10 protein-coding genes are annotated in these 12,650 nt (G+C 64.5%); 4 read left to right on the plus strand and 6 right to left on the minus strand.

The genetic code is table 11. From position 1 onward, the window contains the following. Positions 1–19: 19 nt before the first annotated feature. The 3 genes from FRC98_RS10480 to FRC98_RS10490 form a co-directional block, all read right to left on the minus strand. Positions 20–1,285 (minus strand): PAS domain-containing sensor histidine kinase, encoded by a 1,266-nt coding sequence (locus FRC98_RS10480; RefSeq protein WP_146981361.1) that lies wholly within the window; start codon positions 1,283–1,285, stop codon positions 20–22. Positions 1,286–1,363: 78 nt separating this feature from the next. Beyond that, positions 1,364–1,804, minus strand: coding sequence for a DUF4878 domain-containing protein (locus FRC98_RS10485; protein WP_146981362.1), 441 nt, complete (start codon positions 1,802–1,804; stop codon positions 1,364–1,366). Between the two features lie 359 nt (positions 1,805–2,163). Next, positions 2,164–3,801 (minus strand): ABC-F family ATP-binding cassette domain-containing protein, encoded by a 1,638-nt coding sequence (locus FRC98_RS10490; RefSeq protein WP_146981363.1) that lies wholly within the window; start codon positions 3,799–3,801, stop codon positions 2,164–2,166. 261 nt (positions 3,802–4,062) lie between these two features. Here FRC98_RS10490 and FRC98_RS10495 point away from each other — a divergent pair, with 261 nt between their 5' ends. Continuing rightward, on the plus strand, positions 4,063–4,962 hold the full coding sequence (locus FRC98_RS10495; RefSeq protein ID WP_146981364.1) for a hypothetical protein: 900 nt from the start codon (positions 4,063–4,065) through the stop codon (positions 4,960–4,962). Between the two features lie 85 nt (positions 4,963–5,047). Here FRC98_RS10495 and FRC98_RS10500 read toward each other — a convergent pair whose 3' ends face one another. Continuing rightward, entirely contained in the window at positions 5,048–6,088 is a 1,041-nt protein-coding gene (locus tag FRC98_RS10500; RefSeq protein ID WP_146981365.1) for a hypothetical protein, read from the minus strand. A 194-nt stretch (positions 6,089–6,282) separates the two neighbouring features. On the opposite strand from FRC98_RS10500, the gene FRC98_RS10505 reads away from it, so the two are divergent. Then, the gene (locus tag FRC98_RS10505; RefSeq protein WP_146981366.1) at positions 6,283–7,788 is read left to right on the plus strand and encodes a DVUA0089 family protein; all 1,506 of its coding nucleotides are present in this window, start codon (positions 6,283–6,285) and stop codon (positions 7,786–7,788) included. Between the two features lie 3 nt (positions 7,789–7,791). On the opposite strand, the gene FRC98_RS10510 is transcribed toward FRC98_RS10505, so the two are convergent. Together FRC98_RS10510 and FRC98_RS10515 are read right to left on the minus strand one after the other, a co-directional pair. Beyond that, on the minus strand, positions 7,792–8,325 hold the full coding sequence (locus FRC98_RS10510; protein ID WP_146981367.1) for a 2-thiouracil desulfurase family protein: 534 nt from the start codon (positions 8,323–8,325) through the stop codon (positions 7,792–7,794). A 288-nt stretch (positions 8,326–8,613) separates the two neighbouring features. Further along, positions 8,614–9,411 carry a methylase gene (locus FRC98_RS10515; protein ID WP_146981368.1) on the minus strand — a complete coding sequence of 266 codons (798 nt, stop codon included), beginning with the start codon at positions 9,409–9,411 and terminating at the stop codon, positions 8,614–8,616. Between the two features lie 361 nt (positions 9,412–9,772). Here FRC98_RS10515 and FRC98_RS10520 point away from each other — a divergent pair, with 361 nt between their 5' ends. Both FRC98_RS10520 and FRC98_RS10525 read left to right on the plus strand, forming a co-directional pair. Beyond that, positions 9,773–10,906, plus strand: coding sequence for a glycosyltransferase family 2 protein (locus tag FRC98_RS10520; protein WP_146981369.1), 1,134 nt, complete (start codon positions 9,773–9,775; stop codon positions 10,904–10,906). A 169-nt stretch (positions 10,907–11,075) separates the two neighbouring features. Then, entirely contained in the window at positions 11,076–12,602 is a 1,527-nt protein-coding gene (locus FRC98_RS10525; RefSeq protein WP_146981370.1) for an ATP-binding protein, read from the plus strand. Positions 12,603–12,650 lie beyond the last annotated feature (48 nt).

Raw genomic sequence — 12,650 nt, forward strand, 5'->3', positions numbered from 1 at the left:
TCTCTCACCGGCTCCGATCTTAAACCTCGCTGAGCGCCGGCAACCGCTGCGGGATTCGTACCCGAAACTCCGTGCCTTCCCCCGGCTGCGAACGCACCTTGATCCGCCCCCCAAGCAAGCGGCAAAAACGCTCGGTCAGCGTCAGCCCCAGCCCCGTCCCCCCGTAGCGCTCTTCCGTCGCCTCATCGGCCTGCTCAAACGCCTCAAACACCCGCCCCAACGCCTCCCTGCTCATCCCCACGCCCGTATCCCACACCCGCAACTCCACCCACCCCGGCTTCGGCGAACTCGCCAGCACCCCCACCTGCCCGTCCTCGGTAAACTTGCAGGCGTTCCCCAGCAGGTTGAGCAAGATCTGGCGCAACTTCGTCGCATCGGTGTGCATCGAAAACGCCCCCGGCTCACACCGCACCTCGAGTTGATTTCCGTTCGCCAGCGCCAGCGGCTCCGCGGTGCTCTCCACGTCCCCCAGGAGCTCGGCGAGGTCAAACTCTGCGGCGCGCGCCTCCAACTTCCCGGCCTCGATCTTCGAGAGATCCAGCACATCGTTGATCAGCGAGAGCATATGTTGACCCGCCACGCGAATCCGCTCCAGATCCTCGCGGTAGCGCACCGGCCCCTCATCCTGCATCTGCTCGAGCACAAACTCCGAGTACCCGATCACCGCATTGAGCGGCGTGCGCAACTCATGGCTCATATCCGCCAGGAACGCACTCTTTGACGCACTCGCCCTCACCGCCTCATCGCGCGCGCGCTCCAGCGCCTCATTGAGTTCTTGCAACTGCCGGGCACGCTCCACCCGCTCGCTCACATCCCGGCACAACGCCAGAATCACCTTGCGCCCACCCGCCATAAACGCCCCCACCCGCGTCTCCACTGGATAGACTCGCCCATCCTTGCTGCGATGACGCCCCTCCACCGTAAACACCTCATCGACCCGCATCCGATCCCAGATCGCCCCCGGCGCAAGATCCATCTCAAAGTCGGCCACCCCCATCCCCAACAACTCCTCCCGCGTATACCCCAGCATCTCGCAGGCCGCGTGATTCACCTCAATGACGCGCCCCTGCGTATCGTGCAGAAAGAAGGGGTCGACCGCATGGCGAATCATCTTGTCGAATCGCTCATCCAGTACCACCGTCCCCTGATACGCATCCTCCAGACGGCCCGACACACGCTCCAGAAACGCACGCCACGCCTCCTCCCCCGGGGCCTCGCTTTGATTGAGCCCCGCCTGCTCAAGCTCATGAACCAACACCGCGTGGTACGGCTTCGACTCTTTCATACAAACTCCCGGTGCTCTCAACGCCGCAGACAGGGTATCAACGCTACATCACGACCCACACAGGCCAGCTCAACGCTCTCACGGCTGCGCCGCGTCCTCCTCAGGACGATCCAGCACACCGGCCTCTCGCTCCGACCAGTCCGTATCCACACGCCACCCCTGCGCCTCACTCCACAGACGCACCTCCTCAACCTGCCCGCTCGACGCCCCGTCGATGCGAACATCCACCCGCACCACGACCTCCTCCTCCGAGATCGTCTCCACCCCCAGCACCTCAAACGCCACCCTCCCCGACATCTCCTCGACCTGCGACTCGGCCTGCTCCCCCTGCGCCTCCAGCACACGCAGCGGCATCGCCGCCTGATCCTCGGCTCTTACCCGCTCCCAGGCCTCGAGCATCTCCCCATCGCGCATCGCCTCCAGATAGCCCAGCGCCACATCCTCAGGCTCATGCTTCTCGCAACCCACCAGCACCACAGCCATCCCAACCACGATCGCTATCTTCCCAAAAACGCTCATCTCTCCTCCGCGCACATCGAGACCTGACCTCCGCGCCGCAATGTAGGTATGTGTGTGACATCGGTCAACGCACACTCCACCTCTTCAGACGTCTCCCCCTCAACGTCCACCGACCGGGGGTCAGAAAACACGCCGACCGGAGGTCAGAAAACACGCCGACCGAGGGTCAGTAAACACACGACCAAAGGTCAGCGATGACGGCAACGCGAGGTCAGCACAAATCCCCCCATCACCGCATCACCGCTCAACTTCTCACGGCCCGGGGTCAGCCTGCCTCCCCACCGGAAACAAAAAACCGGAGGCCGCACCCCGCGCGACCTCCGGCAATCATCCGCTCCCCCGCCCCACGCCCGACCTTATCAGAGGCCCAGATCCGCACCGTGCAGCTCGCGACGGGCCTCGGCCACCCGCTCGCTCGTCACGTACTCATCGAAGGGCATGTAGAAATCCAGATGACCGTTCGGCCCGATCTCAATGATCCGGTTGGCCACCGTACGCACAAGCTCACGGTCGTGGCTGGCAAACAAGATCACGTTGTTCTCGCTAAACGCCTGCATCCCCTTGTTCAACGCCGTAATGCTCTCCAGATCCAGGTGGTTGGTCGGCTCATCCATAATCAACAGGTTCGCCCCCACCTGCATCATCTTCGAGAGCATGCAACGCACCTTCTCCCCACCGCTGAGCACCTTCACGCTCTTCTTGGTGTCCTCCCCGCTGAAGAGCATCCGCCCCAGAAAGCCCCGCACATCTTCCAGGTGCATATCGACCGTAAACTGACGCAGCCAGTCGATCAGGTTCAGATCCACATCCTTAAAATACGCGTCGTTCTCCTTCGGGAAATACGCGCTGGTGATCGTGCTCCCCCACTCCACATTCCCGCTATCCGGCTCAAGCTCCCCGGCCAGAATCTGAAACAACGTGGTGCGCGGGCGCCCATCCGGACCCACAAACGCGATGCGATCGCCGGACTGCACATTCAGGCTAAACCCGTTGAGCAGCTCCTCCCCCTCGATCGACTTCTTGATGTTTTCGAGCAGAAGCACCTTCTTGCCGCACTCGCGCTCAAACCCGAAGTGAATATGCGGATATTTACGCGTGGAGACCGGCAGATCATCGAGCGTGAGCTGATCGAGCAACTTCTTACGCGAGGTCGCCTGACGGGCCTTCGACGCGTTGGAGCTAAAGCGCTCAATAAACGCCTTGAGATCCTTGGCCTTATCGCTGGCCTTCTTCTGCGCATCGCGGCGCTGCTGCAACGCCAGCTCGGCGGCCTGCAACCAGAAGTCGTAATTACCCGCGTAGATGCGGATGCGCCGAAAATCGATGTCCGCGATATGCGTGCACACGTTGTTCAGGAAGTGGCGGTCGTGGCTGACCACGATCACCAGCGATTCGAGTCGCTGAAGGTAGTCCTCCAGCCAGGCGATCGTGTGCACGTCCAGGTTGTTCGTCGGCTCGTCGAGAAGCAGGATGTCCGGCTTGCCAAAGAGGGCCTGCGCCAGCAGCACACGCACCTTCTGACCCGCCTCCAGATCCCCCATCCGGCGATGATGCTCCTCATCGCCCACGCCCAGCCCGGCCAGCAAAATCGCCGCCTCGGCCTCGGCCTCATAGCCGTTGAGGTCGGCGTAGACCATCTCCAGCTCGGCTGCGCGCGCGCCATCTTCCTCGCTGAAATCCGCGCTGGCGTAGAGCGCCTCGCGCTCCTTATGCACCTCAAAAAGACGCGGGTGGCCGCGCAGCACCACGTCCATCACCACGTCATCGTCGTAGCGGAACTGATCCTGCTCCAGCCTGGCCATGCGCAGGTTCGACGGAATGCTCACCACCCCCGCCGAGGGCTCCAGCTCCCCGTAGAGGACCTTCAAAAACGTCGACTTCCCCGCGCCGTTCGCCCCGATGAGCCCGTAGCAGTTCCCCGGAAGAAACTTCACGTTCACATCTTCAAAGAGCGGCTGCCCGCTGAAGTTCACCATCACGCCAGAGGTTGTGATCATCGCCTTGTTCCTGCTCGCTAACTGTTCACGCCACCACCCGGCGGCCACCATCGTCGTCGATGCCCCTTCCTATTTTCAGGCACCTCGCTCGGCCCCGACTAGCACGGGCGTCGCCCCCGGTCAAACAGGCCCCCCGCCCACAGATTCCCCGCCCGCCTCACACGCCAATCATTATGACTTCGCCGCACCGCGCACACATTTAGCCCAACAGCTCCAAAGAGCGCCCACAAAACAAAACTTCCCCAATCTTTTGAGGCACTTATGCACACCCTCATACTCGCCCTCTACGAAAACAAAGAGCGCGCCAACGACACCATCGACGAACTCAAAGACGCCGGCATCAAAGGCCTTCACATCGACCATATCGCCTCCCCCGGCACCGACCACAGCGGCATCTTCAAAGGCCTCTTTTCGGGGCGAGAGGACAGCCAGAAAGACGCCCGAGAGTCCCTGGAGAAGCTCACCGAACGCGGCATCTCGGAGACCGAAGCCCGCCGCTACGCCAGCGGTGTGCGCCAGGGCTACGACCTGCTCATCGTCGATCTCGACGACGACACCCTGGCCCACTCCGCCCGCCAGATCATGGACAGGCGCGCCTACGCCGGCCACCCCACTTCCCGTCAAAAACTCGGCCAGAAACACACCGGCGGCATCATCGAGAGCGCCACCTCCGAGGGCATCTCCACCTCGTCCTTGCACGATGAGCATCCCTCCCGCACCGACCGCCCCGCCTCCGGCGTGACCAGCGCCCAATCCTCACCGCATATCCCCCACAGCTCCGAGGTGACCTCCGGCACACAGAGCACCACCCACGAGCCCCGACTCGCCGGCAGCTCCACCGTCGCCGGTACCGCCGAGCGCCCCGCAGCCCGCAACGACGTCTCGCGCTTCGACAGCAGCTTCCGCGAGCACTACCAGCGCAACTTCGCCGACAGCCGCTACGCCTACGAAGACTTCGCCCTGGCCTACCGCTACGGCGTGGCCCTGGCCGAAGAGCCCCGCTACGAAAACAACACCTGGGATCAGGTCGAGCCCATGGCCCACCAGAGCTGGGAGACCCGCGAGACCGGCCCCTGGCCCCTCTTCCGCGACGCCATCCGCTTTGGTTGGAACCGCATCCGCGGCGAACATCAATCCGAACCCCTGCCCCCCAGACTCTGATTGCCGCTTAACCCCCGGTCGTCCCCTATCTCGGCGACCGGGGGGCAGGAGACCGGGGGTCAGGCCATTCCGGCACCGGCGACCCTCACTCCGTCGCCCCACCGCTGGCCACCGAGCGCCCCACCCGTCGAAGATCCTCCCAGCACCACCCGTCGTGCTCGACCGCTCCCCGCAACATCTTTCGGCGCCGCTCCAGCTGATGGACCTGCGCCCCAAAGAAGACGTCATCCATCGTCGACATCCCCGACTCCCGCAGCTCCTCAAGGTTGGGAAACTCCGGCATCGGCTGCTCCGGCGTGATCCACCCCTCCCGCAGGGTGCTCAGGTAGCGCTGCACACTGTTGCGCGCCAGGAGCATCGTCAGCCGCCCCGGCCGGCAGCTCTCCTCAACCCCGCACTCGATAAGCGTCAACCCCTCATCAAACATCGCCACCGCCAGGGGCATCGCCTTGTAGGGGGCATCGGTGTGGTAATAGTGGACTACCGGGTACGCCAGCTGCTCCTCGGTGACCTGCGTCAACAACTCCGAGATCGCCGGCAACACCCCGTTGCTCTCCTCCAGACTCTCCCCATCCCAGGCGTTGAGCACCCACTGCTCCGGCGTGGAGCCGATCGCAAAAATCTGTGTCGCCAGCCGCCGGCGAGTGACCACCGCCGAGAGCACCGCGATGACGTAGCTGATCGAGAGCGTGATCATCAGCATCCCGCTTCCCGCACATAACACCGAGCTTATCTGCCAGAACCCTCCCGCTGCCTGATAGTCGCCGTTGCCCAGCGTAAAAAACGCCGACCCCACGTAATAGAATCGCTCCGGCCAGCTCGCCACGCCGTCTTCTCCGAACGCCGGCGCCAGCAACACCGGGCTCGCGCTGAGCAAAAACACCCACGCCAACCAGAACATCACCATCCACATCATCACCGTCGCCAGCAGAATAAAGGGTCCCATCAAGCTCAGGCGCACCCCCGCAAGCTCGCCCAGCGTCGAGCGCCCCATCCACCACAGCCCCGCCCCCAGACGCGTGGTCAGCGGTCCGGCCCCCCCGTCTTGCCACAGCGTCGTCCAGAACAGATCGACCACCGCGCCCACCAGCAACACGAGACCCAACCCCACCCAAAGCCAGCCCAACGGCTCCATCGCGCCCCCTTACTTGTATCTTCCACCCTCGTAAGTTGGGAAAAATTAACCACTTTTCAACGCCCTGCCATCGTCATAACGAATCCCCCCCTTCCCCCCTTTAACCCGCGCGCATCCTCAACTATAGTCCTCCTCCTCGATGGCCATTTGCTTCCGTTAACTGGATTTGTACCCTGGAGTTCGCTGTGTCCCTCTCCCTGTCTTCGCGTCTCGCTAAAAACTCACTGCTCGGCCTCTCGCTGACGCTCTGCACCTCGCTCAGCGCCGCCTGCGCCTCCTCCTCCGGCCCCTTCCTCACCGACGATCTCAGCTCCATCGGTGCCGACGCCAGCGCCTCGGGCACCCTGAGCGCCTCCGGACTCATCAGCCCCAACAACGGCGCCCGCTACACCACCTACGCCGTCGACCTCGACGCCGGCCAGGTCCTGCGCGTCAAGTCCACCGCCAACGGATTTAGCCCCGCGCTCACCGTCTTCGCCCCCGACTACACCCCGCTGGCCACCACCCTCAACCAGCCCGGCGCCGACGCCCAGGCCCGCCTCATCGCCCAGGCCCCCACTGCCGGCACCTACCTCATCGTCCTCTCCAGCCAGAGCCCCGGCGGCAGCGGCAGCTTCTCTTTAGAGACCTCACTGCTCGCCATGGAGGAAGACGTCGAGCTCCCCGGCTCAGCCACCGGCTTTCTCTTCCAGGGCATGAACGCCCACCCCATCAGCGGCGTGCCGGCGGCCTCCTACACGCTGACCCTCGAAGAAGAAGCGCTCCTCAACATCAGCGCACGCTCCACCGAGTTTGACACCTACTTAAGCGTCCTCGACGCCGAGACCTCCCAAATCCTGGCCGAAAACGACGACGCCAGCGACCAGGTCGCCTCCGCCTCCACCAACTCCCGCATCCTCTCGCTCTTCCCGGCCGGCACCTACCAGATCTTGGTCAACTCCTATCAGGGCCAGGGCCAGGGCGCCTTTATCCTCGACGTTGTCACCGAAAACGCCCAGATCTCCGAGAAGTTCATCTTCGGCGAGCCCTACCGGGGCATCTACGGCCTGGCACCGACGGTTCATGGCGCGGCCAGCCGCCCGGGCTTCGCCTTCCCCTTCACCCTCGATGAGGCCGGCGCGGTTAACCTGCAGATGGAGACCTCCTCCTTCGACGCCTACCTCTACCTGCTCGACAGCAACGGGCGCGTGGTGGCTGAAGACGACGACTCCGCCGGCGCACTCAACCCCCGCATCGTCCAGCAGCTCGAAGCCGGCGACTACACCCTGGTCGCAAGCTCCATCGCCAATCGCCCCTCCGGGCCCTACTCGCTGACCACCGAGCACATCACCCTCGATGACCGCACCGCGGTGACCCCCGGCGACTCTTTCTCCAGCTTCATCCTCCCCGCCGACGGCGGCCTGCCCAACCGCCCCGGCGTCGGCAAGGTCTACACCCTTGAGGTCACCGAGACCTCCCAGGTCCAGATCGATCTTCGATCCGACGCCTTCGACACCTACCTGGTGCTCGTCGACGAAAATAACCAGCTTATCGAAGAGAACGACGACAACGGTCAGACCACCGACTCCCGCATCAACCGCCAGCTCACCCCGGGCACCTACAAAGTCGTCGTCACCAGCTTCGGCGGCGAATCTGTCGGGCAGTTTGAGCTGCAGCTCATCAAGAGCGGCCCCAGCGGGCAAAGCGTCTGAGCCTCAGCGCGGCGCGGCGCCGCCGCGCTCCACAAAGCGGCGAGCCGCGTCCAGCTCCTCCTCGCTGAAGACCTGGATGCCGGCCCGCCGCAACAGCGCCGCGCTCACCCCCTGACCGGCCACCAGGCGCCCCTCAAAACTCCCGTCATACACCGCAGCCCCTCCACACGAGGGGCTGCGTGCTTTGAGCACCGCCGCGCACACCCCGTGACGCTGCGCAAGCTCCAGCGCCACCTCTGCCCCCCGGGCAAACGCCGCGCTCACATCTTCACCATCGCGCGTCACAACCCGCGCCTCCCCCCGCCAGAACGCCTCGCCATCCCCACCCACAAGCTCAGCCGGCGGCCGGGGCACACCCAGCCCCCCTGAGACCTCCGGGCAGACCATCACCACGCGCCCCTCCTCCTGCATCTGCCGCAACCAGCGCCGCCCCTGATCTTCCCCCACCCTCGACGCGCGCCCGTCGTAGCGCACCTCTTTGCCGAGCAAACACGCGCTCACCAGAATCCGCCCTTCTGCACCACGCTTTTCGTCCATCCTCAACCGCTCCGCTCGCGAACCCGAACCTCAAAACCTGACCCCCGGTCACTCTCCCAACATCGCAAAACCTGACCCCCGGTCACTCTCACAACATCGCAAAACCTGACCCTCGGTCACTCTCACAACATCGCAAAACCTGACCCTCGGTCACCTTCACAACATCGCAAAACCTGACCCTCGGTCATCCTCACAACATCGCAAAACCTGACCCTCGGTCACTCTCCCTTCTTACTGAAACAATCGCAAATCATTGAAAAACAACATCTTTCACCCTGACCAAAAAAATCACCCACACGCCCCACCCACAACCACAATCCCCTCCCCCCACAACGCCCGACCTTCCTCCAACTCCCCGTACTCCTGGGCCAGCCACCGCAGCGATCTCTCAAACACCTCGCGATTCTCACACACCCCCTCCCCGCGAGCATCCGCCGCAAGCTCCGCCCACCTCTGCAAAAACCCGTACATCTCCACCCCCTCCACCTGCCGACCCGCCTTCAAACTTCGCCGAAGATCCGCCGGCAACCAGTCCCGAAACATCCAGGGACCAAACCCTTTTGAAAAATCCGTCCACAGCACAAGCCCCACCTTCTTCACCTCCCCCCGATCCTTCCGCAACACATGCGCCGAGCCAATCGCCCCCTCCCCATCACACGTCCCCTCCACCAGATAGCCCCCCTCGCCCAACACCTCCCCCCAGGACCTGTGCGCCTCCTCAACTTCATGAGGTCCGTACTGCCGCAGCACGTTCATCGCCCGCACAAGCCCGGCCTCTCGCCACACCACCGGCTTCAAATCAAAGCCGGCCTCCACAAATCGAAGCCCCTCACAGGCCACCTCCTGCGCCTTCTCGACCCGCATCGGCTCAACTTCCACCCCCACCACATCACAGACCATCCCGCTCTGCCGAAGCGCCTCATACAACTCCCGGGTCGTCCAACCCTCCTCCCCAAACCCCACGTCCACCGCAAGCCCCGGCCCCTCGCCAGGCCCTCCACCGAGGAGATGCCCGACCACAAAACGATCCAGCATCCGCAGCCGCCCGGGCTTCGTCCTGCCCCGAATCTCTCGAACCTCAACCACAACCGACCTCGCCTGATACGCATCCCCTGCTTCCCTCAACCCTCTTCTCTCTACCCGATGCGCACCCGCGGCAACACCCCCGGCCGCCCACCCTCCAGGGCAATCGCAAAGTGGGTCCCCACCATCCGCCACCGTAGGGGGACCCCTTGTGGGTCCCCGCCCTGGGAGTTCCGGAGGGGCACAAGCCCCCTCCCTACGGATTGGGTGGGTTCTCCATAAAAAAACCTTGTGGGACTTTGCGATTGCCCCTGCCGCCCACCCTCTTCGCCACTTCGCGCTGGACTTCTCACACACAGAGTCCATCTTGCCGCTGTAGTTTCGACGTGGTTTTCATCTCCTCTGCTCTCCCCGCAGGCCAGCCGTGCTCCTGACCTCCCTGATCCTGGCTCCCATCGCCCTGGCCACCTTAATCGGCATCTTCAACCTGCTGACCTGGCCGCGCCGCCTCCAGGCGTCCGCACCGCCGCCTGCGATCTCCGTGCTCATCCCGGCCCGCAACGAAGAGGCCAACATCGAAGACTGCGTCCGCAGCGTCGCCGCCGCAGCGGCCGCTCACCCCGGGCTGCAGCTCGAAATCATCGTCTACGACGACCACTCCACCGACCGCACCTCCGAGATCCTCCGCACGCTCGCCAGCGAAATCCCCACCCTGCGCCTGCCCGAAGCCCGGCCGCTCCCCGCCGGCTGGGCCGGCAAATGCCACGCCTGCCACCAGCTCGCCAGCCACGCCAACCACCCCAACCTCCTCTTCATCGACGCCGACGTGCGACTTCTCCCCGACGCCTTCACCGGCCTTGCCGCCTGGCAACAACGCTACAACGCCGACGTCGTCAGCGCCGTGCCCGCCCAGGTCACAGGCTCCTTCTTCGAGCACCTCATCTTGCCCCTGCTCCACCTTACGTACTTGAGCTGGCTGCCCCTTTTGCTCATCCCCCACAGCCGCCGCGCCGACTTTTTGGCCATGAACGGCCAGATCCTCATGTGCACCCGCGAGGCCTACGATCGCATCGGCGGTTTTGAGGCCATCCGCGACGCCCTGGTCGACGATATGGCCTTCGGCCGCCGCGCCAAAGAAGCCGGCCTCACCGTCGCCTTTGCCGACGGCACCCACCTGGCGCAATGCCGCATGTACCGCGACGCCCCCTCGGTCTGGGAGGGGTTTACCAAAAACATCTACCCCGGCATGGGCAAAAACCCCGCGCTGCTGCTGCTGGTCATCGCCCTCTACTTCTGCGCCTTCGTGCTCCCCTTTATCCTCCTCCCCCTCACCCCAATCATCCCCTCGCTTGCCCCCCTGACCACACCACTCATCGCTGCCGTCGCGCTCAACCTCGTCTACCGCACCCTGCTCGCGGTGCGCTTCTCCCACCCTCCTTTAAGCGTTTTGCTTCACCCCCTGGGTGTATTGGCGCTGATCGCGATCGCCTTAAACTCATATCGACAGACCCTGCGCGGCCAGCTCACCTGGGCCGGCCGCACCTACCCCAACGCCTGACCCCCAATCGCCGGCGACTAACCTCTCGGTCACCTCGACTTTCTGCAACCATACCGGCTACCATAGCTTTTGAGCGTGCCCCGGACCTGCCCCCGACCGGATTCAGCGTCGCGCCCGCTCCCTGAGCCCCACCGGCCCGCCTCGGACAACGCCTCTTCGCGAGCTCATCATGCCTGCCCGCAAACATCCCGACACGGACATCTCCGAGGCCGCTGGACCGGCCGACGCCTCCACCATCCTCGCCGCGCTCCCCGATCTGATCCTCGAGCTCGACGCCCACGCCCATATCTGCGCCCATCACGCCGGCAGCCCCGAAGATGTGATCGCCAACCCTCCGCAAACCCTGCAGGACCAGCCCCTGCGCGATCTTCTGCCCCGCGCCACCGCCGAGCGCATCCACACCGCGCTCACCGACGCCCTCACCCTCCAGCAGCCCATCACCCTGGAGTGCCTGGTCCCTCACGAGCATAACCTGGCCAGCATCGAGGCCCGCATCACCCCTATCAGCGCCGAGCGCGCCCTGGTCATCCTGCGCGACATCACCGCCACCTTCCGCGAGCGCAACAACCTGCGCCAGAGCGAGCAGCGCTTCCGCGCCCTGGTCGAAAACCTCCCCGGCGTCGTCTACCGCTGCCGCATGGACGACGACTGGAGCGCCATCTTTGTTTCCGAGCGCATCGAAGAGCTCGTCGGACGCCCCGCAAAGGACTTTCTCGAGCATCACACAAGCCTCGACCAGGTCACCCACCCCGAGGACCGCGCCTACGTCAAACGCGAAGTCGCCAGCGCCGTCGCTCGCCATAAAGCCTTCGACCTGCACTACCGCATGATCCACACCGACGGCTCCACCCGCCACATCTGGGAGCGCGGCCGCGCGGTCTACGCCGGCGTCGACCAGATCACCTACCTCGACGGCGCCCTCTTCGACGTCACCGACCTCCACAGGTTGCGCCAGCGCGTGCTCACCACCAGCAAAATGGCCGCCGTCGGAAGCCTCGCGGCCGGTGTCGCACACGAGATCAACAACCCCCTGGCCATCGTGCTCGCCAACCTCGAGTTCGTCACCGAAGAGCTCGTCGCCATCCACCAGGCCTACGCCACCGATCACGTCGTCACCGAAGCCGTCGACGACGTCCAGCAGGCCATCTTCAAAGTTCAGACCGGCATCGACCGCGTACGCTCCATCATCGACGACTTGCGCTCCTTCTCCGACGCCGCCCAGAGCCGCGCCGAACACCTGGACATGGCCCGCCTGACCACCTGGGCGCTTCGCCGCGCCGAGCCCCGCGTCCACCCGCTCGCCCGCATTCACACCCACATCGAAGACGTCCCCCAGGTCTGGGCCAGCGAGATCGGCGTCGTCCAGATCATCTGGAACCTCATCGACAACGCCGCCGACGCCGTCAGCCACCTCAGCCCCGACCAGGCCCGCATCGACGTCACCCTCAAACTCAGCGATCGCCCCGGCTTCGTGCTGCTCGAGATCCGTGACAACGGACGCGGAATGGGCGAAGACATCCTCTCCCGGGCCTTCGAGCCCTTCTTCACCACCCAGGGCATCGGCGATGGCGCCGGCCTGGGACTCTTTGTCTGCCAGGGCCTTGTCGCCGGCATGGACGGCGACATCACCGTCGACTCCACCCCCGGCAAAGGAACCCGCGTGCGCGTCTTTTTGCCCACCGCCCCCGCCCAGTAGACACGACTCACGACCTCTCCCTACCTCGCTCCCAAGCGCTCCTAAGCT

It is taken from the genome of Lujinxingia vulgaris (assembly GCF_007997015.1).
In the GTDB taxonomy this organism is placed as follows: Bacteria; Myxococcota_A; Bradymonadia; order Bradymonadales; family Bradymonadaceae; genus Lujinxingia; species Lujinxingia vulgaris.